The organism is Pseudomonas sp. NFACC08-1 (assembly GCF_900106735.1).
Taxonomy (GTDB): Bacteria; Pseudomonadota; Gammaproteobacteria; order Pseudomonadales; family Pseudomonadaceae; genus Aquipseudomonas; species Aquipseudomonas fluorescens_Q.
The window spans coordinates 78,868-100,360 of sequence record NZ_FNNL01000009.1 but is presented as its reverse complement, the minus strand read 5'-3'; the positions used below and the strand labels follow the sequence as shown (position 1 = coordinate 100,360).

Sequence of the window (21,493 nt, the reverse complement as noted above, 5' to 3'; positions counted from 1 at the left end):
GGATGTTCTCGCTCCCCCACCGCTCGCCCCGGGATCTGCCGTTCACCTGCCAGCACACCGCTTTGCTGCTGGTGGACATGCAACGCGCCTGGCTGGAACCGCAATTCGATGCCCACCTGCACACCCGCGAGGCCGAGTATTTCATCCAGCGGGCCCGCCAGCAGGTCATCCCCAACCAGCAGCGCTTGCTCAACGCGATGCGCGAAGCACAGCACAACGTGTTGCACACCCACATCGAAAGCCTCACCGCCGATGGCCGCGACCGTTCCCTGGATCACAAGCTGTCGGACATGCACCTGCCCAAGGGCAGCCCCGAGGCGCAGATCATTGCCGAACTGGCGCCGCTGGAAAACGAAATCGTGCTGCCCAAGACCTCCTCCGGGGTTTTCAATTCCACCAACATCGACTACGTGCTGCGCAACCTGCAGACCCGCCACTTGATCGTCGCCGGCATCGTCACCGACCAGTGCGTCGACATGGCCGTGCGCGACGCCGCCGATCGCGGCTACCTGGTCACGCTGGTGGAAGATGCCTGCGCCACCTACACCGAACAACGGCACCTGGCGTGCCTGAACGCGATCAAGGGCTATTGCTGGATCACCGATACCGACACCGTGCTCGCGCGTTTGCAGGAGATGCAGCCATGAGCCGCCTCGATCCTGCCGCCGTCCTCGCGCCGTTGCCCGTGACGACCCTGGTGACCACCGACCTGATCGGCGTGACCCGTGGGCGCTCGTTTCCCAGTGATGAGTTGCCCCACTACGTCACCGCTGGCTGTGGCTGGGTGCCGGCCAACAGTGCACTGACGCCCCAGGACATCATCGCTTCGACCAACCCCTGGGGTGCTTATGGCGACCTGCGGCTGGTGCCGGACCTGTCTAGCCGGGTGACCGTCAACAACGGTCCCGACGCCCAGGCGCCCGTCCTCGACTTTATCCATTGCGATGTGCGCGAGACCGACGGCCGGCCCTGGAGCGCCTGCCCGCGCACGCTGTTACAGGACGAAGTGGAGCGTTATCGCGTCGAACTGGGCTTACAGGTTTTCGCCGCGTTCGAGCATGAATTCAACCTGGTTGCCACGCCTGCGCAGCCTGATCGCCTGGCCTTCAGCCTCCAGGCCCAGCGCCAGCAAGCCGAATTCGCTGGCTGGTTGCTCAGTGCCCTGCGGGCCGGCGGTGTCGAGCCGGAAATGTTCCTGCCGGAATACGGCCAGCATCAATACGAAATCACCTGCCGCCCGACGTTGGGCGTAGCCGCCGCCGACCGGGCCGTGAACGTACGGGAAATCACCCGCGAGATCGCCCGGCAAATGGGCCTGGACGTGAGCTTCGCCCCCAAGGTTTCGGAACATGCCGTGTGCAACGGCGTGCATTTGCACCTGAGCCTGCAAGACCTGGGCGCGGACCCGGTGCTGCATGACGCCGCCAGCAGCAACGGTTTGTCCAGCCTCGGCCAGCATTGGGCCGCGGGTGTGCTGCACTATCTGCCGGCACTGTGTGCGCTGACCGCGCCGACGCCGGTGTCCTACGAGCGCCTGCAACCTCATCACTGGAGCGCATCCTATGCGTGCCTGGGACAGCGCAACCGCGAAGCGGCGCTGCGCATCTGCCCGACCGTGAGCCTGAGCGGCAAACCGCTGGCGAACCAGTACAACCTGGAGTTCCGCGCCATGGACGCCACCGCCTCGCCGCACCTGGCGATGGCGGCGCTGTTGATTGCCGGGCGACTTGGCATCCAGCAACGGCTGGCATTGAACGCTGTCACCGATCAAATACCCGATGAGCTGGATGAAGCACAACGTCGTGCCCGTGGCATTATCGCCCTGCCGACAACCCTGGCCCAGGCACTGGACTGCCTGCGCCACAGCGGGGCGCTGCTCGAGACCCTGCCCGGCCCGTTGGTCGACACCTATTTCGCCTTGAAGGCCCAGGAGCTGGCCTTGACCGAGGCGCTGTCACCTGCCGAGCGTTGTGAGCACTATGCACGAATCTATTGAGTGTGCTGAAACGGGCCTCTACACCAGGCCGCCCTACCGACTGGTCCGGGAGGAATCCGAACACCCGGTGCTGCTGGTGTGCGAACACGCCAGCCGCTTCATTCCCGCGGCGCTGAACGATCTGGGCCTGGATGAAACGGCCTCCCAGGAGCACATCGCCTGGGACATCGGTGCCCTGGCCCTGGCCGAACGCCTGTCCGAAACCCTTGGCGCGACCTTGCTGACGGCCAATTATTCACGGCTGTTGATCGACCTCAACCGTCCGCTGCACGTACCGGACAGCATTCCGCCCCAGAGCGAGATCTATCAGGTGCCGGGCAACCAGGCTCTGGACGAGCCTACGCGCGAATATCGCCGCCAGTGCCTGTTCCACCCTTTTCATGACCGACTACGCGCGTTGATCGACCAGCGCCTGGCCGCCAACCGGTCGGTGCGCGTGGTGGGCATCCACAGCTTCACCCCGGTGTTCTATGGTCAACCGCGCGCGCTGGAAGCTGGCGTGCTGTTCGGCGAAGCCAAGGATTATGCCCAACGCATCGTCGACGGGCTGAGCCGGCATTCGCTACGCGCAGCGGGCAACCAGCCCTACAAGATCAACCCCTTGACCGACATGACCGTCCCGGTGCACGGCGATGCCCGCGGCCTGGATTCGGTGTTGATCGAAGTGCGCAACGACCAACTGCGCAGCCCCGAGGCGGTACGGACCTGGAGCGCTTACTTGGCCCCATTGCTGTAGAAAAACAGCGGCAACCCGCAAGGACATCCACCCACAGCTGAGAAGGAGAACGGCTCATGAGCATTGAGGCATTTGGCTACAAACAGGAATTGAAACGCGGCCTGTCGCTGACAGACCTGGTGGTGTACGGGATGATTTTCATGATCCCCATCGCCCCGTTCGGCGTGTATGGCTATGTCAACGCCGAGGCACCGGGGATGGTGCCGCTGGCGTACATCATCGGCATGGTGGCAATGTTGTTCACCGCGTTGAGCTACGGCAGCATGGCCCGGGCTTTTCCAGTGGCCGGTTCCGTCTACTCCTACGCACAACGGGGCCTTAACCCACACGTCGGCTTCATCGCCGGCTGGCTGATGCTGCTGGACTACCTGCTGATCCCACCGCTGCTCTATGTCTACGCCGCCATGGCGCTGAACCATTTGTACCCGGACATCCCCAAGGTCGGTTTCATCCTGGCGTTCCTGGTGAGCGCGACCTTCGTCAACCTGCGGGGCATCACCTTCACCGCGCGGATGAACATCATTTTCCTGCTGGCGCAGCTGGTGGTGCTGGGGATTTTCCTGTTCTACGCCTGGAACGCCCTGCACGGCGGGGCCGGTAACGGCCAGCTGACCCTGGCGCCGCTGTACAGCCCGGAACACTTCAACTTCGCCCTGCTGATGCAAGCCGTGTCCATCGCGGTATTGTCGTTCCTGGGCTTCGACGCCATTTCCACCCTGGCGGAAGAGATCAAGGGCGACCCGGGCCGCAGCGTCGGCAAGGCAGCCCTGGTGACCTTGCTGGTGATGGGGGCGATCTTCGTGGTGCAGACCTGGATCGCCACGGACCTGGCCGCCGGCATGGGTTTCAAATCCGCCGACACCGCATTCTATGAAATCGCCGAACTGGCAGCCGGCAGTTGGCTGGCCACCTTGACCGCGGTTGCCACGGCCCTGGCCTGGGGCGTGGCCGTGGCGATCACTTCCCAGGCGGCGGTGTCGCGCCTGTTGTTCGGCATGGCCCGGGACGGCCAGTTGCCCAAGGTGCTGGCCAAAGTCCATCCAACCCACAACACCCCATACCTGAGCATTTACCTGGTGGCAGTGCTGTCGCTGTTGATCTGCTACCTGTTCATCGACGCCGTGGACACCCTCACCTCCCTGGTCAATTTCGGCGCCCTGAGCGGCTTCATGTTGCTGCACATCACGGTCATCAACCACTACTGGCGCCGCCAGCAGTCCGGCCAACTGATTCGCCACTTGATTTGCCCACTGGTCGGCTTCGTGATCGTCGCGGCCATCATGTACAACATGGGCGTGGCTGCGCAGAAGCTCGGCCTGATCTGGATCGCCGCGGGCGTGATTTATCTGTGCGTTCTCAACAAATTCGGCAACCCTGCCGCCGTGCCCGATCCGGCCGGTCAGTGAGGGCCGGTGGTCGAAGGACTCGGCCAACCGTGGTTACAACGCGTGGACATCGACAGTGATCGTCAAGCCCGGTGCTGGTTACCGGGCTCTCTGGAACAGGAGTGCAATCCATGCTGGCCTTACGTCCAGTTCAATTAACCGATCTGCCGCAACTGCAACAATTGGCCCGTGACAGCCTGGTGGGGGTCACGTCGCTACCGGACGATACCGCGCGCCTAGAGGAAAAGATCCTCGACTCGTGCGCCTCGTTCGAGGCCGATGTGCAGGGCCCTGGCGCGGAGAATTATTTTTTTGTCCTGGAGGACCTGGAATCCAGGCGCCTGGTCGGTTGTTCGGAAATTCTCTCCAGCACCGGTTACAACGAACCGTTCTACAGTCTGCGCAACCGGCCGTTTTCCAGCGAGTCCCGCGAGCTGAACATCCAGCATGGCGTGCCCGCGCTGTCACTGTGCCAGGACCTCAACGGGCAGACGCTGCTGCGTGGCTTCCACATCGACGCCGAGCGGGTGCGCACGCCGGAATCGGAGCTGCTGTCCCGGGCCCGGCTGATGTTCATCGCCGCCCATCCCCAGCGCTTCGCCGAATCGGTCATCACCGAAATCGTCGGTTTCAGCAGCGAGGACGGTCAGTCGCCATTCTGGGACGCCATCGGCCAGCACTTCTTCGACCTGCCCTACGTCGAAGCCGAACGGCTGTGTGGCTTGCAGAGCCGGACCTTTCTCGCCGAGCTGATGCCGCAATACCCGATCTACGTACCCATGCTGCCGCCAGCGGCCCAGGCCTGCATCGGTCGAGTGCATCCCGACGGCCAGGAAGCCTTCGACATCCTGGCGCGCGAGGGTTTCGAGACCAACAACTACGTCGATATCTTCGACGGTGGGCCGACCTTGCATGCCCGTATCGCCAACGTCCGTACCATCACGCAAAGTCGGAGCGCCACGGCCCGGCAAAGCCTGCAGATCGATGCCACAGGCCGTTACCTGGTGAGTAACGACCGTCTTGGAAACTACCGGGCCATCGTCGCCGAGCTGGACGTCAACGACGAGGGCCCCGTGGCCCTGTCGCCCGACATGCTGGCCGCCCTGGGCGTCATGGATGGCGAGCGGATCCGGGTGGTCGCCCTATGAACCTCACTCGATCCCGTGGCACGCATCAGCGCTTGGACCGACGTAATGAAGGAGCTGCAGCATGATTGTCCGTCCGGTCGCCATTACCGATCTGCCCGCATTGCTGGACCTGGCTCGTTGCGCAGGCCCCGGTTTCACCAGCCTGCCGGCCAACGAAGAGCGCCTGGCCCATCGTATTCGCTGGGCCCAACGGACCTTTGCCGGACAAGTCGAACGTGCCGACGCCGATTACCTGTTCGTGCTCGAAGACGATGATCGGCAGGTGGTGGGCATCAGCGCCCTGACCGGCGCGGTCGGGCTGCGCGAGCCCTGGTACAACTATCGGGTCGGGCTGACGGTCAGCTCGGCGCCGGAGCTGGGGATCCAGCGGCAGATCCCGACCCTGTTCCTCAACAACGAGATGTCCGGGCAATCGGAGATCTGCTCGTTGTTCCTTCACCCCGAGCAACGTCGCGGTCACAACGGACGCCTGCTGTCCCTGGCGCGCCTGCTGTTCGTGGCCGAGTTCTCCCAGCTGTTCGGCGAAAAAATGATCGCCGAACTGCGAGGCCATGCCGACGAACGAGGCAGTTCGCCGTTCTGGGACAGCCTGGGACGGCATTTTTTCAAGAAGGATTTCAGTTACGCCGATCAGTTGTCCGGCATGGGCAACAAGTCGTTCATCGCCGAACTCATGCCACGTCAGCCGCTGTACACCTGCCTGCTCACCGAGCAGGCCCAGGCGGTGATCGGCAAGGCTCACCCGAACACCGAGCCGGCCCTGAAGATCCTCAGTGCCGAAGGTTTCAGCCACAAGGGTTACATCGACATCTTTGACGGCGGCCCGGTGATCGAGGCGCCGGTGTCGAAGATCCGCACCGTCCGCGACAGCCAGATGCTGACCCTGGTCATTGGCACCCCGGACCCACAGGCACCGGTCTGGCTGATTCACAATCGGCGCCTGGAAAACTGCCGCGTCACCAGCGCTCGCGCACACCAGCATGGCCACAAGCTGCTTGTCGATCGCCTCACCGCCAAACGCCTGCAAGTGCAACCGGGTGATACGGTGCGGGCCGTGGCATTGCCCAGGCTGGGGCAACAGGCGGTGGCGGCGTAGCCTCGTTACCGCCCAACCTTGGATATTCAATACATAAGAATGTCGTTAATCAGTAATACTTCTCCACAATTGCATAATTGCCACCCACCTACTCGAGACCCATACTTTCGCGCACCGCCCCACTGTAACGACAATGTTCATGATCAAGAATCTGATTGCCACACGATTACCGCTCGAACACATAGCGGAGAAAATCAAGACATTAGACATGAACGCGCAAATCAAACAACTGATCGCCGATCTGGATATTCAACACAAAGTTGCTACGGCACAGTCTCGACGCGCGGCCATCATGAACATGACCAACCCGCACACTGGCACCATCACGCTGCATTGTACGAGCATTGGTAATATCAGCATCAAGGCACTTGCATCTAACACTGCGTCTTCGCAACTGTACTCGGTGCCCGGCCAAAGTATTCTATTCGCACTCGATCAGCCTTTCGAAATCCAGCAATACACCCTCAACACGCATCAACTTGAAAAAACCGACACCTCGATCGTCGACCCGTGCAATCCGCTGATCATTGATGGCAATCGAACCTTATTCGACTATTCTCCAAGGGGCGAAAAACAGCCGACATTGATTGGCAGGATCAACTTCCCCGACCGCAGTGCGGACATCAGCGTATTTGACCCTGTCTCATTGCGCAAAACAGCCTGGCTGCCTCACGACAACAGTGCCGCCCGGTACCTGGTGAGCCTCGAATTACTCGAAACGATCGAGGACCCGGGAGTGGTCAGGGTTGCCGGGGAGCTGATCTACCATTATCACCCTGCCGTGGCGTGGAAAGCCTTCCAGATGCTTTATCGGGCTGACCCGCAAAACGCGTTGAGTTACGTCCCGTTGCTGAAAAAACGCAAGGACGCACGCCTGGACAATTTGCTCCGTCCACTGGAGCTGGCGGCATGAACCTGAAAACGTTTGTCGAGCGCCTGAACACTTATGACATGCAGCGAGACAAAGCCGGGATCATTGCAGACTTGCGCCAATTGGCCAAAAACCGTTGTCTATTGAGCGATCATCTGTATACCACCCTCCGGCAAGACGGTTTTAGTACACGCAACAGCCTCTATAACGCCTATGGCTTTTTACTGCACAAGAATGATTCATTCACCCTTCGCCTGGGGTTCTGGTCGCCGGTAGAGACTCATGATGAAAGCGAAACATTCATTTATAACCTGAACCACAGTCACGACTTTGAACTTTATGCGGTCGGCTACAGCGGAGATGGCTACACCACCTTTGTACGCGAGCTACTTGATGATCTACCGTTGCAAAAAGGTAAAAGACCCCGACTGGGCAAGGAGCGCAGGCTTAAACTTGCGCCAGGAGAAGTCTTGTACATGCCAGCCTTGCGGAAAATCCATAAACAACTAGCCCCGAACTCAATGTCTGCCTCACTCAGCCTGCTTGTCCATCCCGAACGCCTGGACAAGATCGACGAAGCATGGTGCTTCGACAAAGATTACATACCCCTTTACCCCGGCGTAGCTGCGCAAGAGATCACGCTGTTTACAGAGACACTATCACTGCTCCATGCCGGTAGTCATTCGCTGTTCAGCAACTGAAGAAAGGAGGAGCCTTGAATAACCTGATGAAAGACTGGGATGAAACCCCATTACTGCGGGCCGGTACCAATATGGTCGATACCGCGATGCAACTGACGAACGAAATCCACTGCACACTCCCCGGCTTCCCGACGCGCTTCAACGTCGGAAACATCCATGAGATCAAGCAATTCTGGAGCCTACCGAGCGAAGACTTAATAGTTTGAAATGGGCTTTTTTGCCTGGCTGCCGACCTTTCCGGGCCTGCAGCCTTTTTTCGATGCCATAACGGCATCACCCATACACATTCGTCATCATCTTTGCGCTTGCCACGTGATAGCCTTTGGATCTTTCGGCGTTGACACTTTTGCTCAAGCCTTTCCATTCCATTGGTGGAACTCACATGTCCAGGCTTTCCCATCAAGATTTGCGTCGTAACTTCCGCCAATTGCTGGCTTCCAACACCTGCTACCACACCGCCTCGGTGTTCGACCCGATGTCGGCGCGCATTGCTGCTGATCTGGGTTTCGAAGTAGGCATCCTCGGAGGTTCGGTGGCGTCGTTGCAAGTATTGGGCGCGCCGGACTTCGCCCTGATCACCCTCAGCGAATTTGCCGAACAGGCCACCCGCATCGGCCGCGTGGCCCAACTGCCGGTGATTGCCGACGCCGACCATGGCTATGGCAATGCCCTGAACGTGATGCGCACCATCGTCGAACTGGAACGGGCCGGCATCGCCGCGCTGACCATCGAGGACACCTTGCTGCCGGCCCAGTTCGGGCGTAAATCCACCGACCTGATCGGCGTAGCCGAAGGCGTCGGCAAGATTCGTGCGGCGCTGGAAGCGCGAGTCGATCCGGAAATGGCGATCATCGCCCGGACCAACGCGGGGATTTTGCCGGTCCAGGAAATCATCAGCCGGACCCAGCAATATGAGCGTGCCGGTGCCGACGGGATTTGCATGGTGGGGGTGCAAGACTTCGAGCACCTGGAAAAAATCAGCGAAAACCTGACGGTGCCGCTGATGCTTGTCACTTATGGCAACCCGTTGCTACGCGACGACAAGCGCCTGGCCGAATTGGGCGTACGCGTGACCATCGACGGCCACGGCGCCTATTTCGCCGCGATCAAGGCCACCTACGACAGCCTGCGGGAACAGCGGCAGATCTTCACCCAGGCGTCGGACCTGAGCGCCACCGAACTGACCCACACCTACACCCAGCCCGAGGACTACATCCGTTGGGCCGAGGAATACATGAGCGTCAAGGAGTAAGAAGACTCACTGTCCGGGAAGCCGCCATCGCGAGCAAGCTCGCGATAGCGGTGGGTCAGCTTGCATGAGTGTTGGATGTGCCAACGCCATCGCGAGCAGGCTCCCACAGGGGGATTTGTGGTGAGCGCAATGGCGTTGCCAAGGTAAAACAGGTCTTCAGCGCCCGCTGCGCAACATTTCCCTGGGCACGTACTTGCCAATCTCGAACTTGCCGATGGCGGCGCGGTGGACTTCATCCGGACCGTCGGCCAGGCGCAGGGTGCGTTGCATGGCGTACATGTAGGCCAGCGGGAAGTCGTTGGAAACCCCGGCCCCGCCGTGGATCTGGATCGCCCGGTCGATGACCTTCAGGGCCACGTTCGGCGCGACGACCTTGATCTGGGCGATTTCGCTCTTCGCCACTTTATTACCGACCGTGTCCATCATGTACGCCGCCTTCAACGTCAGCAGGCGCGCCATGTCGATTTCCATCCGTGAGTCGGCAATCTTGTCGATGTTACCGCCCAGGCGTGCCAACGGTTGGCCGAAGGCCGTGCGGCTGACGGCACGCTTGCACATCAATTCCAGTGCGCGCTCGGCCATGCCGATGGAGCGCATGCAGTGATGAATCCGGCCCGGGCCAAGGCGACCCTGGGCAATTTCAAAGCCGCGTCCTTCACCCAACAGGACATTTTCGTATGGCACGCGCACGTTCTCGAACAGCACTTCGGCATGCCCGTGAGGCGCATCATCGTAGCCGAACACCGGCAGCGGCCGGACGATCTTGACCCCGGGGGTGTCCACCGGCACCAGGATCATCGAGTGCTGGGCATGGCGCGGCGCATCAGGGTTGCTCAGGCCCATGAAGATCAGGATCTTGCAGCGCGGGTCGCAGGCCCCTGAGGTCCACCACTTCTTGCCATTGATGACCCACTGGTCGCCGTCGCGCTCGGCACGAGCGGCCATGTTGGTGGCGTCCGAGGAGGCAACGTCCGGCTCGGTCATGGCAAACGCCGAGCGGATCTCGCCGCGCAGCAGTGGCTCGAGCCAGCGTTGCTTTTGTTCTTCATTGGCGTAGCGCACCAGCACTTCCATGTTGCCGGTGTCCGGCGCCGAGCAATTGAACGGTTCAGGACCCAGCAGCGAACGGCCCATGATCTCTGCCAACGGCGCGTATTCCAGGTTGGTCAGGCCGGCACCCAGCTCGGACTCAGGCAGAAACAGATTCCACAAACCCTCGGCCTTGGCCTTGGCCTTGAGCTCTTCCATGATGGCCGTGGGCTGCCAGCGGTCGCCTTCGGCCACTTGCTGCTCGAACACGGCTTCAGCCGGGTAAACGTAGGCATCCATGAACGCCGTGACGCGTTCACGCAGTGCCTGAACCTTGGGGGAATAAGCAAAATCCATGAGCAGCACCTTCTTGGCAGAGGTTGTTTTAGGTCATGAAATCGATGCTAGTTCAGCTACGAAAATTTACCTAACCTATTCTCGGCGTGTATTAACATTCATCACCGATATATGTTTCACTGATTCGCATCGCCATCCGGCACCTCACAACACGTCCAAGAATAAGAGTGCAGCGCCATGAATCTGAGCAAGGTCGATCTCAACCTTTTCATTGTCTTCGATGCGATCTACACCGAAGCCAACCTGACCCGCGCCGGGCAGATCGTCGGCATCACGCAGCCGGCCGTGTCCAATGCCCTGGCGCGCCTGCGGGAGACCTTCAACGACCCGCTCTTCGTGCGCACCGCCCAAGGCATGGTGCCGACGCCCATGGCCCAGAACATCATCGGCCCGGTGCGCAACGCCCTGTCGCTGCTGCGGGTGTCGGTGCAGGAAAGCCGGATCTTCAACCCGTTGCAGGCCGTCAAGACCTACCGCATCAGCATGACCGACCTCACCGAAGGCGTGATCCTACCGCCGCTGTTCCAGCGCCTGCGTCGCCTGGCACCTACCGTGGCGATCGAAAGCTTCCTCTCCAAGCGCCGTGAAACCACCAAGGAGCTGGCCGCCGGCCGCCTCGACTTCGCCGTGGACGCACCGCTCAACACCGACCCGCAGGTACGCCACGTCAAGTTGATGGAAGATCGCTACGTGTGCGCCATGCGCAAGGGCCATCCGCTGGCGGGCAAGGAAAAGATCAGCCTCGACGATTACCTGGCCCAGACCCACGTGCATATTTCCAGCCGCCGCAACGGGCTGGGTTATGTCGACCTGGCCCTCGGCAAGATGGGTATCCAGCGCAAGATCGCCCTGCGCTCCCAGCATTACCTGATGGCCTCCCAGGTCCTGCAACAAACGGACATGGTCATGACCGTCCCCGAGCGCTTTGCCCGTCGTCACGATCTGCACGCCTTCCTGTTACCAGTCAACGACGTGCCGCCGGTGGAAACCCACCTCTACTGGCACGAAAGCACCGACCAGGACCCGGCCAACCGCTGGATGCGCGAGCAGATGATCGAGCTGTGCCAGCAGGTGACGGCCCATGAGAAGAAGCTCGACAAGGTTTAGGCGATCAAAATTGTGGGAGCGAGCTTGCTCACGATGGCGTCGGATCAGTCGCCATTGATATTGGCCGGTCTACCGCTATCGCGAGCAAGCTCGCTCCCACAGGTTCATGCCTGCCATGCAGTGCCGGCCCCATGCTTGACGCGAACGTCAACCTGCCTTTAGCTTAGCGCCAGCCCCTTTCGTTTCGAGCGCGTCCATGAGCAGCCAGACCTACAGCATCTCCGACCTCGCCCGCGAGCTGGATATCACCACCCGGGCCATCCGTTTCTATGAAGAACAAGGCCTGTTGAGCCCGGAACGACGGGGCCAGGAGCGCATTTACTCGCCGCGGGACAAGGTCAGCCTGAAGCTGATCCTGCGCGGCAAGCGCATCGGCTTTTCCCTGGCCGAGTGCCGCGAACTGATCGAACTCTACGACCCCTCCAGCGGCAATCAGAAACAGCTGCACAGCATGCTGGCGAAAATCGCCGAACGCCGGGAACAGCTCGAACAGCAATTGCTGGACATCGAACAGATGAAGCTGGAACTCGACACCGCCGAAGAACGCTGCATCCAGGCGCTGGAGCAGACACTCAAGGGCGAGGAAATCGTCCAGTAACACTTTCTCCCTGTGGGAGCGAGCAAGCTCGCTCCCACAATGGGTTCATCATTGCGCTCGACATATTGGCAACTCACTACAGGTCAATCCCCATGTCCCTCCCCTCCTTTGTACGCCTGATCGAAGTCGGCCCCCGTGACGGGCTGCAGAATGAAGCACAGCCCATCAGCGTCGCCGACAAGGTGCGTCTGGTGGATGCCTTGAGCGCCGCCGGCCTGGGCTACATCGAAGTCGGCAGTTTCGTCTCGCCCAAGTGGGTGCCGCAAATGGCCGGCTCCGCCGAGGTGTTCGCGCAGATCCAGCGCAAGCCCGGTGTAACCTATGGCGCCCTGGCGCCGAACCTGCGGGGTTTTGAAGATGCGCTGGCGGCGGGAGTGAAAGAAGTGGCGGTGTTCGCCGCCGCGTCCGAAGCATTCTCCCAGCGCAATATCAACTGCTCCATCAAGGACAGCCTGGAGCGTTTCGAGCCGATCATGGAGGCCGCCAGACAACACGGCGTCAGTGTGCGCGGTTACGTGTCCTGCGTGTTGGGCTGCCCGTATGAAGGTGCGGTCAAGCCTGAGCAGGTGGCTTGGGTCGCTCGGGAGCTGTATGCCATGGGCTGCTACGAAGTCTCCCTGGGCGACACCATCGGCACGGGCACCGCCGGTGCCACCCGCAGGATGTTCGAGGTGGTGGGCGCCGAGGTGCCTCGAGACAAGCTCGCCGGACACTTCCACGATACCTACGGCCAAGCCATGGCCAACGTATACGCCAGCCTGCTGGAAGGCATCGCGGTGTTCGACAGCTCCATCGCGGGCCTGGGCGGCTGCCCTTATGCCAAGGGCGCCAGCGGTAACGTTGCCACCGAGGACGTGCTGTACCTGCTCAATGGCTTGGGTATCGAGACCGGTGTCGACCTGGACGCCCTGATCGCCGCGGGTCGGCAGATCTGCGACGTGCTCGGCCGCCCTAGCGGTTCGCGTGTCGCCAAGGCCCGCAGCGCACAGTGAGGTGTTACCGCTGGCTTTGTAACGGCGGCGAAACGAGTAACACGGAAACAATTTGTCAGGTTTGACGCGCCAGGTTTTTCAGCTAAAAAATTCAAGCCATTGATTTATATAGAGTTTTAAAAGTTGGCACGCCACCTGCTATATCTCTCGCATAACAAGAATAAAAAAACGCAGCAAACCCAATAAAAACAAGACGAAACGACTCTGGCATAACAAAAACAACACGGCAGAGACGCAGCTAACAGATTTTTTTGGAGAGGATGTGCTTTTCAGGGTGCTTTCAGGAGCAACCCGCAACCGGGCTGAGAACAATAAAACTACCTTCAGGTAGCTCCCGAATCGGTTGGATCGCAAGGCGAAAAAGCAGATCAGCGCTCAAAAAAATACGTTTGCTCTTGATCCCGGATGGGGATCGCCAAAAACAGCGGTAAAGGGCAACGGCTGCCAAAAACAACAACAGGCCGCCCCTCAATAATAAAAAAAGAGCACGCGACGACAAAATTAAAGGGGAGCTTCGGCTCCCCTTTGTGCTTTTCCGGATTTCACATTTCCCCCGTGGATGCGAGCATGCTCGCGATGACGGCGGCACAGCCAACCTATCTGTCGACTATCCCACCGCCATCGCGAGCAGACTCGCTCCCGCAAGTGTTGCGGCTAGCTTTGCTTATCGCGCAGCTCTTCGATGCTGATTTCGCGCATGCGGAATTTCTGGATCTTACCGGTGACCGTCATGGGAAATTCTTCGACGAATTTGAAATGACGCGGCGTCTTGAAGTGGGCGATGCGCTCCTTGCACCAGGCTTGCAGTTCCTGTTCGCAGGCACTGTGGCCGGGATGAAACTTGATCCACGCAACGATTTCCTCGCCATAACGCGAACACGGAATGCCGATCACTTGCACGTCCGCCACCGCCGGGTGAGTGAAGAAAAACTCCTCCAGCTCACGCGGGTAAATATTCTCCCCGCCGCGGATGATCATGTCCTTGTTGCGCCCGACAATGCGCACGTAGCCCTGCTCGTCCATGGTCGCCAAGTCGCCGGTGTGCATCCAGCCATCCGGGTCGATGGCATCGGCGGTGCCCTTGGGGTTGTTCCAATAGCCGAGCATCACGCTGTAGCCACGGGTACATAATTCGCCGACAGCACCACGCGGGACGAGATTGCCGGCCGCATCGATAATTTTACTTTCCAGTTGCGGCTGGGTACGGCCAACGGTGGTTACGCGCAGTTCCAGTTCGTCGGTAGGACCGGTCTGCAATGACACCGGGCTGGTTTCCGTCATGCCGTAGGCAATCTGCACTTCGGCCATGTGCATTTCATTGATGACCCGTCGCATCACTTCGATGGGGCATGTGGCCCCGGCCATGATGCCCGTGCGCAGGCTGGACAGGTCGAAGTCGCCCCGCTGCGGCTGGTCCAGCAGGGCGATGAACATGGTGGGCACACCATACAACGCAGTGGCCTTTTCTTCGGCCACGGCCTTGAGCGTCAGCAGCGGGTCGAAGGCATCGTTGGGGTAAATCATGGTGCTGCCATGGGTCATGCAGCCCAGGTTACCCATGACCATACCGAAGCAATGGTAGAGCGGCACCGGGATCACCAACCGATCGTCAGCCGTCAGGCCCAGGCTTTCGCCGACCATGTAACCGTTATTGAGAATGTTGTGATGACTGAGGGTAGCGCCCTTGGGGAAGCCAGTGGTGCCGGAGGTGTACTGGATATTCACCGGTTGATCGAAGTGCAGGCTGGATTGGCGCTCGGCCAGTTGTCCAGGCGTCACCGCCGCGCCCAGGGCGGCCAGTTGCGACCAAGGCAGGAAGCCTGACGGTGGCTGGGAATCGAGGCTGATCACGCCGCGCAACTCCGGCAGGCGCTCGCTCTGCATCTGGCCGATCGGTTGCTCTGCCAGTTCCGGTGCCAGCGTTTGCAGCATGGCGTGATAGTCCGAGGTCTTGAACGCCCCGGCACACACCAGCCATTGGCATCCGGATTGTTTGAGCACGTATTCGAGCTCAGAGACGCGATAGGCCGGATTGATGTTGACCAGAATCACGCCGAGCTTCGCACTGGCGAACTGGCTGATGCACCACTGGGCGCAATTGGGTGCCCACACGCCAAGGCGATCACCGGTTTTCAAGCCTAGCGCCAATAAGGCTCGGGCGTGCAGATCGACAGCCTCGGCCAGTTGTCGCCAAGTATAGCGCAGCGATTGATGGCGAACCACCAACGCCTCGCCCTCCGGATAACGGGCCACCGTCTGGTCGAAAACCTCGCCGATGGTTTGAGCCAACAAGGCCTTGGCCGCGGAACCACGGGTGTAGCTGAGCTGCGAATGCAAACCGGGTTGATCCATGACGCCCCCTCTTGTCTTTATTAGTGGGTGTAGCGGTAACCTGATGCAACAACATGCCTTTGCGGGCACTTACTCTGGCTCAAGTTGACGTTAACGTAAAGGGCGATTGACAGCCTCTCGTCGCAGGCTTACGTTAACGTAAAGGTGAGAGCCATTCCCCCCCGCTCTCCGCACCCGATAAAAAAGCCAAAGGTGTCCCATGAGCTACCCATCCCTGAACTTTGCCCTCGGCGAAACCATCGACATGTTGCGCGACCAGGTGCAGGCCTTCGTCAAGGCTGAACTGGCGCCGCGAGCAGCGCAAATCGATATCGACAACCTGTTTCCCGCCGACATGTGGCGCAAGTTCGGCGACATGGGCCTGCTGGGTATCACCGTACCGGAAGAATACGGCGGCGCTGGCCTGGGCTACCTGGCCCACGTGGTGGCGATGGAAGAAATCAGCCGTGGTTCGGCCTCGGTCGCCCTCTCCTACGGTGCCCACTCCAACCTCTGCGTGAACCAGATCAACCGCAACGGCAATCACGAACAGAAAACCAAATACCTGCCCAAGCTGATCAGCGGCGAACACATCGGCGCCCTGGCAATGAGCGAGCCGAACGCCGGCTCCGACGTGGTCTCGATGAAACTGCGGGCCGACAAGCGTGGCGACAAGTACGTGCTCAATGGCAGCAAGACCTGGATCACCAACGGCCCCGATGCCAACACCTACGTGATCTACGCCAAGACCGACCTGGAAAAAGGTCCCCATGGCATCACCGCCTTCATCGTCGAGCGCGACTGGAAAGGCTTCAGCCGCAGCAATAAATTCGACAAGCTCGGCATGCGTGGCTCCAACACCTGCGAGTTGTTCTTCGATGACGTCGAAGTGCCGGAAGACAACATCCTCGGCGCGCTCAATGGCGGTGTGAAAGTGCTGATGAGCGGCCTCGACTACGAGCGCGTCGTGCTCTCTGGCGGCCCGACCGGGATCATGCAGGCCTGCATGGACCTGATCGTGCCCTACATCCATGACCGCAAGCAGTTCGGCCAGAGCATTGGCGAATTCCAGCTGATCCAGGGCAAGGTCGCCGACATGTACACCCAGCTCAACGCCAGCCGCGCCTATCTGTATGCCGTGGCGCAGGCCTGCGAGCGCGGCGAAACCACCCGCAAGGACGCCGCCGGGGTGATCCTCTACAGCGCCGAACGCGCCACGCAAATGGCCCTCGACGCCATCCAGATCCTCGGCGGCAATGGCTACATCAACGAATTCCCGGCCGGCCGCCTGCTGCGTGACGCCAAGCTGTACGAAATCGGTGCTGGCACCAGTGAGATTCGTCGGATGTTGATCGGCCGCGAACTGTTCAACGAAACGAAATGAATTTCGTCAGCTACGAGCGACAAGCTTCAAGCGGCAAGCGAACTGCGCTCTTGCTTGCAGCTTGTGGCTTGAAGCTCAAAGCTGCTACGGAGTAGCCCATGATTCTGCACACTCAGCTCAACCCGCGCTCGCCGGAGTTCATCGCCAACCGCGATGCGATGCTCGGACACGTCGAAGCCTTGCGCACCTTGCTCGCGCAAATTCGCCAAGGCGGCGGTCCCAAGGCCCAGGAAAGGCACACGTCGCGGGGCAAGTTACTGCCCCGTGAACGCATCAACCGACTGCTGGACCCGGGCTCGCCGTTTTTGGAAATCAGCCCATTGGCAGCCCACGCAGTCTATGGCGAAGACGTGCCGGCAGCCGGTGTGATTGCCGGCATCGGACGCGTGGAAGGCGTCGAATGCATGATTGTCGCCAACGATGCGACGGTCAAAGGTGGTTCCTACTACCCGCTAACGGTGAAAAAACACCTGCGCGCCCAGACCATCGCCCAGCAGAATCGCCTGCCCTGCATTTACCTGGTGGACTCCGGCGGCGCCAATCTGCCGCGCCAGGACGAGGTGTTCCCGGACCGCGAGCACTTTGGCCGGATCTTCTTCAACCAGGCCAACATGAGTGCCCAGGGCATCCCGCAGATCGCCGTGGTCATGGGTTCCTGCACCGCCGGTGGCGCCTATGTGCCGGCCATGGCGGACGAGGCGATCATGGTCCGCCAGCAGGCGACGATTTTCCTCGCCGGCCCACCGTTGGTGAAAGCGGCCACCGGTGAGGTGGTCAGTGCCGAAGACCTGGGCGGCGCCGATGTGCACTGCAAGATCTCCGGCGTGGCCGACCATTACGCCGACAGCGACGAACATGCCCTGGCCCTGGCTCGCCGCAGCGTGGCCAACCTCAATTGGCGCAAACAGGGCGAGTTGCAGCATCGTCTGCCGATTGCCCCGCTTTACTCCGGCGAGGAGCTGTACGGCGTGGTTTCGGCCGACGCCAAGCAGCCGTTCGATGTGCGGGAAGTGATCGCGCGCCTGGTGGACGGCTCGGTGTTCGACGAATTCAAGGCGCTGTTCGGAACGACGCTGGTGTGCGGCTTCGCCCACTTGCATGGCTACCCGATCGCGATCCTGGCCAACAACGGCATTCTCTTCGCCGAAGCCGCGCAGAAAGGCGCGCACTTCATCGAGCTGGCCTGTCAGCGCGGCATACCGTTGCTGTTCCTACAGAACATCACCGGGTTCATGGTCGGCCAAAAGTACGAGGCCGGCGGTATCGCCAAGCACGGCGCGAAACTGGTGACCGCCGTGGCGTGCGCCAAGGTGCCGAAATTCACCGTGATCATTGGCGGCAGTTTCGGCGCGGGTAACTACGGCATGTGCGGTCGCGCCTACGACCCACGTTTTCTGTGGATGTGGCCGAACGCGCGGATAGGCGTGATGGGCGCCGAACAGGCGGCCGGCGTGCTCGTGCAGGTCAAGCGTGAACAAGCCGAACGCAGTGGCCACCCTTTCAGCGCCGAGCAGGAAGCCGAGATCAAGCAACCGATCCTCGATCAGTACGAAGAACAGGGTCACCCCTATTATTCCAGTGCCAGGCTGTGGGACGACGGCGTCATCGACCCGGCCCAGACCCGCGACGTGCTGGGCCTGGCCTTGTCCGCGTCACTGAGCGCGCCTATCGAACCGAGCCGCTTCGGCGTGTTCCGGATGTAAACGGGGAATGCCCATGGATAACTTCAACACCCTCGAACTGCACAGCGACCCACGGGGCGTTGCTACCCTGTGGCTCAGCCGCGAGTCGAAAAACAACGCGTTCAACGCCGAAATGATCCGCGAACTGATCCTGGCCCTGGACCACGTCAGCAGCGATCCAAACTTGCGCTTCCTGCTGATCCGCGGCCGCGGCAAGCATTTCAGCGCCGGCGCCGACCTGGCCTGGATGCAACAATCGGCCGAACTCGACTACCACACAAACCTTGATGACGCCCGGGAACTGGCGGAGCTGATGTACAACCTCGCCAAGCTGAAAATTCCTACCCTAGCCGTCGTCCAGGGCGCCGCGTTCGGTGGCGCACTGGGGCTTATCAGCGCTTGTGACATGGCCATTGGCGCCGATGAAGCACAGTTCTGCCTGTCGGAAGTGCGCATTGGCCTGGCGCCAGCGGTGATCAGCCCGTTCGTGGTGCAAGCCATCGGCGAGCGGGCGGCGCGTCGTTATGCCCTGACGGCGGAACGCTTCGACGGGCAACGTGCGAAAGAAATCGGTTTGCTGTCGGAAAGTTACCCGGCCGAGGTCCTGGACCAGCAGGTCGAACAGTGGATCGACAACCTGTTGCTCAACAGCCCGGCGGCCATGCGCGCCAGCAAGGAACTGCTGCGTGAAGTCGGCAACGGCGCCCTTACCCCGGCGCTGCGGCGCTACACCGAAAATGCCATCGCCCGCATCCGCGTCAGCCCGGAGGGTCAGGAAGGCCTGCGGGCGTTCCTGCAAAAGCGTGCGCCGAACTGGCAAGCCGAATCGAATAACAAGGAGCCGCGTCGATGAGCGCCCCTGCCCTCACCACGTTGCTGGTGGCCAACCGCGGTGAAATCGCCTGCCGCGTGATGCGCACCGCCAAAGCCATGGGCCTGACCACCGTTGCCGTCCACAGCGCCACCGACCGCGACGCCCGCCACAGCCGTGAAGCCGATATCCGCGTCGACCTGGGCGGAAGCAAGGCCGCCGACAGCTACTTGCAAATCGACAAGCTGATCGCCGCAGCGAAAGCCAGCGGCGCCCAGGCCATCCACCCCGGCTATGGCTTTCTGTCCGAGAACGCCGGGTTCGCCCGGGCGATTGAAAACGCCGGGCTGATCTTCCTCGGCCCACCGGCCTCGGCCATCGATGCCATGGGCAGCAAATCGGCGGCCAAGGCTTTGATGGAAACCGCCGGCGTGCCCCTGGTGCCCGGTTATCACGGCGAAGCCCAGGACCTGGAGACCTTTCGCGACGCCGCCGAGCGCATCGGCTACCCGGTATTGCTCAAGGCCACGGCCGGCGGTGGCGGAAAGGGCATGAAAGTCGTCGAGGATGTCAGCCAACTGGCCGAAGCCCTGGCCTCGGCCCAGCGTGAAGCGCAGTCCTCGTTCGGCGACTCACGGATGCTGGTGGAAAAATACCTGCTCAAGCCACGCCACGTGGAAATCCAGGTATTTGCCGACCAACACGGCAACTGCCTGTACCTCAACGAACGCGATTGCTCGATCCAGCGCCGCCACCAGAAAGTCGTGGAAGAAGCCCCCGCCCCCGGCCTGACCGCGCAATTGCGCCAGGCCATGGGTGAAGCCGCCGTGCGCGCAGCCCAGGCGATTGGTTACGTCGGGGCCGGCACGGTGGAGTTCCTGCTGGATGCGCGGGGCGAGTTTTTCTTCATGGAAATGAATACCCGCTTGCAGGTCGAGCATCCGGTCACCGAAGCGATCACCGGACTGGACCTGGTGGCCTGGCAGATCCGCGTTGCCCAAGGCGAACCCTTGCCGATCACTCAAGCGCAAGTGCCGCTGCTCGGTCACGCCATCGAAGTGCGGCTGTATGCCGAAGACCCGGTCAACGATTTTCTGCCAGCCACCGGCCGCCTGGCGTTGTATCGCGAATCGGTCAAGGGGCCGGGTCGGCGGGTCGACAGCGGGGTTGAAGAAGGGGATGAAATCTCGCCGTTCTACGACCCGATGCTTGGCAAGCTGATTGCCTGGGGTGAGGATCGCGAACAGGCGCGCTTGCGGCTGTTGAGCATGCTCGACGAATTTGCCATTGGCGGGCTGAAAACCAACATCGGGTTCCTGCGCCGAATCGTCGCCCATCCCGCCTTCGCGGCGGCAGAGCTGGACACCGGATTTATCCCACGTTACCAAGCGCAATTGCTGCCAGAGCCGGGCGAATTGGATGACGCATTCTGGCTTGCAGCCGCTCAAGGCTTCGCCTTGAGCCTGGCACCGCACGTACGCGGCGATGACGCCGGCTCACCGTGGGCCAGCACCACCGGGATGCGCCTGGGGTTGCCGAGGGAAACCACCTTGCACCTGAGCTGTGAAGGCCAGGATCGTGCGCTGACGCTGGACGTCACAGCCCATTGCGCGGAACTCAAGGGTGAGCGACTGACGATCGAGCACCATGGTGTGCGCCGCAGCCATCGGGCCATTCGCCAGGGCGACAGCCTGTATCTGCACTGGGCGGGAGACCTGCATCGGATCGATCTGTACGACCCGTTGGCCGCGGCAGAGGCCAGCCACAGCCATCAGGGCGGCCTGGCCGCGCCCATGAACGGCAGTATCGTGCGGGTCTTGGTGAGTGTCGGTCAGCCGGTGGAAGCCGGAGCTCAACTGGTGGTCCTGGAGGCCATGAAAATGGAGCACAGCATTCGTGCGCCCAAGGCCGGGGTGATCAAGGCGCTGTATTGCCAGGAAGGTGAAATGGTCAGCGAAGGCAGTGCCCTGGTGGCGTTCGAAGAATAGGCATCGGCCCGCTCCCAGGGCCGATCCAG

At 61.1% G+C, this 21,493-nt stretch carries 19 protein-coding genes; 17 read left to right on the top strand and 2 right to left on the bottom strand.

Features of this window, described 5'->3' with window-relative positions; genetic code table 11:
• The first annotated feature begins 2 nt into the window (after window positions 1-2).
• From BLU76_RS19315 to BLU76_RS19270, 10 genes are all read left to right on the top strand, one after another.
• Window positions 3-647, top strand: coding sequence for a cysteine hydrolase family protein (locus BLU76_RS19315; protein WP_057447773.1), 645 nt, complete (start codon window positions 3-5; stop codon window positions 645-647).
• Window positions 644-1,996, top strand: a complete 1,353-nt coding sequence (locus tag BLU76_RS19310) for a type I glutamate--ammonia ligase (RefSeq protein ID WP_092223908.1) — start codon at window positions 644-646, stop codon at window positions 1,994-1,996. Before BLU76_RS19315 ends, BLU76_RS19310 begins: the two co-directional genes overlap by 4 nt.
• A complete protein-coding gene (locus BLU76_RS19305) occupies window positions 1,980-2,732 on the top strand; it encodes an N-formylglutamate amidohydrolase (RefSeq protein ID WP_092223906.1) in 753 nt (250 codons plus the stop codon). The genes BLU76_RS19310 and BLU76_RS19305 overlap by 17 nt, the downstream gene beginning before the upstream one ends.
• Window positions 2,733-2,788: 56 nt before the next feature.
• Complete coding sequence (locus BLU76_RS19300) at window positions 2,789-4,138, top strand: APC family permease (RefSeq protein WP_092145456.1); 1,350 nt, start codon at window positions 2,789-2,791, stop codon at window positions 4,136-4,138.
• A 110-nt stretch (window positions 4,139-4,248) separates the two neighbouring features.
• Window positions 4,249-5,265, top strand: a complete 1,017-nt coding sequence (locus BLU76_RS19295; RefSeq protein WP_092145454.1) for an arginine N-succinyltransferase — start codon at window positions 4,249-4,251, stop codon at window positions 5,263-5,265.
• Window positions 5,266-5,326: 61 nt separating this feature from the next.
• On the top strand, window positions 5,327-6,361 hold the full coding sequence (gene astA / locus BLU76_RS19290) for an arginine N-succinyltransferase (protein ID WP_092223904.1): 1,035 nt from the start codon (window positions 5,327-5,329) through the stop codon (window positions 6,359-6,361).
• A gap of 139 nt (window positions 6,362-6,500) precedes the next feature.
• Complete coding sequence (locus BLU76_RS19285; RefSeq protein ID WP_256572682.1) at window positions 6,501-7,274, top strand: hypothetical protein; 774 nt, start codon at window positions 6,501-6,503, stop codon at window positions 7,272-7,274.
• On the top strand, window positions 7,271-7,933 hold the full coding sequence (locus BLU76_RS19280) for a transposase (protein ID WP_092223900.1): 663 nt from the start codon (window positions 7,271-7,273) through the stop codon (window positions 7,931-7,933). Before BLU76_RS19285 ends, BLU76_RS19280 begins: the two co-directional genes overlap by 4 nt.
• A 14-nt stretch (window positions 7,934-7,947) precedes the next feature.
• Window positions 7,948-8,139, top strand: coding sequence for a hypothetical protein (locus BLU76_RS19275; protein WP_092223898.1), 192 nt, complete (start codon window positions 7,948-7,950; stop codon window positions 8,137-8,139).
• 176 nt (window positions 8,140-8,315) lie between these two features.
• A complete protein-coding gene (locus tag BLU76_RS19270; protein WP_063322102.1) occupies window positions 8,316-9,185 on the top strand; it encodes an isocitrate lyase/PEP mutase family protein in 870 nt (289 codons plus the stop codon).
• Between the two features lie 156 nt (window positions 9,186-9,341).
• Here the strand turns inward: BLU76_RS19270 and BLU76_RS19265 are convergent, their stop codons facing one another.
• Entirely contained in the window at window positions 9,342-10,571 is a 1,230-nt protein-coding gene (locus tag BLU76_RS19265; RefSeq protein ID WP_072346633.1) for an acyl-CoA dehydrogenase, read from the bottom strand.
• A 177-nt stretch (window positions 10,572-10,748) separates the two neighbouring features.
• Here BLU76_RS19265 and BLU76_RS19260 point away from each other — a divergent pair, with 177 nt between their 5' ends.
• The 3 genes from BLU76_RS19260 to BLU76_RS19250 all read left to right on the top strand — a co-directional run bounded on the left by BLU76_RS19260 (window position 10,749) and on the right by BLU76_RS19250 (window position 13,268).
• The gene (locus BLU76_RS19260) at window positions 10,749-11,678 is read left to right on the top strand and encodes a LysR family transcriptional regulator (protein WP_063322104.1); all 930 of its coding nucleotides are present in this window, start codon (window positions 10,749-10,751) and stop codon (window positions 11,676-11,678) included.
• Between the two features lie 196 nt (window positions 11,679-11,874).
• Window positions 11,875-12,276 carry a MerR family transcriptional regulator gene (locus BLU76_RS19255; protein WP_072346631.1) on the top strand — a complete coding sequence of 134 codons (402 nt, stop codon included), beginning with the start codon at window positions 11,875-11,877 and terminating at the stop codon, window positions 12,274-12,276.
• A 92-nt stretch (window positions 12,277-12,368) separates the two neighbouring features.
• Window positions 12,369-13,268: a hydroxymethylglutaryl-CoA lyase gene (locus tag BLU76_RS19250; protein ID WP_063322106.1), complete on the top strand. Its 900-nt coding sequence runs from the start codon at window positions 12,369-12,371 to the stop codon at window positions 13,266-13,268.
• Between the two features lie 654 nt (window positions 13,269-13,922).
• On the opposite strand, the gene BLU76_RS19245 is transcribed toward BLU76_RS19250, so the two are convergent.
• Window positions 13,923-15,620: an AMP-binding protein gene (locus BLU76_RS19245; protein WP_092223896.1), complete on the bottom strand. Its 1,698-nt coding sequence runs from the start codon at window positions 15,618-15,620 to the stop codon at window positions 13,923-13,925.
• 199 nt (window positions 15,621-15,819) lie between these two features.
• Between BLU76_RS19245 and BLU76_RS19240 the strand changes: the two genes are divergently transcribed.
• The 4 genes from BLU76_RS19240 (at window position 15,820) to BLU76_RS19225 (ending at window position 21,464) form a co-directional block, all read left to right on the top strand.
• On the top strand, window positions 15,820-16,983 hold the full coding sequence (locus BLU76_RS19240; protein WP_092145444.1) for an isovaleryl-CoA dehydrogenase: 1,164 nt from the start codon (window positions 15,820-15,822) through the stop codon (window positions 16,981-16,983).
• Window positions 16,984-17,081: 98 nt separating this feature from the next.
• Window positions 17,082-18,686 (top strand): carboxyl transferase domain-containing protein, encoded by a 1,605-nt coding sequence (locus BLU76_RS19235; protein WP_092223893.1) that lies wholly within the window; start codon window positions 17,082-17,084, stop codon window positions 18,684-18,686.
• Between the two features lie 13 nt (window positions 18,687-18,699).
• A complete protein-coding gene (locus BLU76_RS19230) occupies window positions 18,700-19,518 on the top strand; it encodes a gamma-carboxygeranoyl-CoA hydratase (RefSeq protein ID WP_063322110.1) in 819 nt (272 codons plus the stop codon).
• On the top strand, window positions 19,515-21,464 hold the full coding sequence (locus tag BLU76_RS19225; protein WP_092223891.1) for an acetyl/propionyl/methylcrotonyl-CoA carboxylase subunit alpha: 1,950 nt from the start codon (window positions 19,515-19,517) through the stop codon (window positions 21,462-21,464). Before BLU76_RS19230 ends, BLU76_RS19225 begins: the two co-directional genes overlap by 4 nt.
• Window positions 21,465-21,493: the final 29 nt, after the last annotated feature.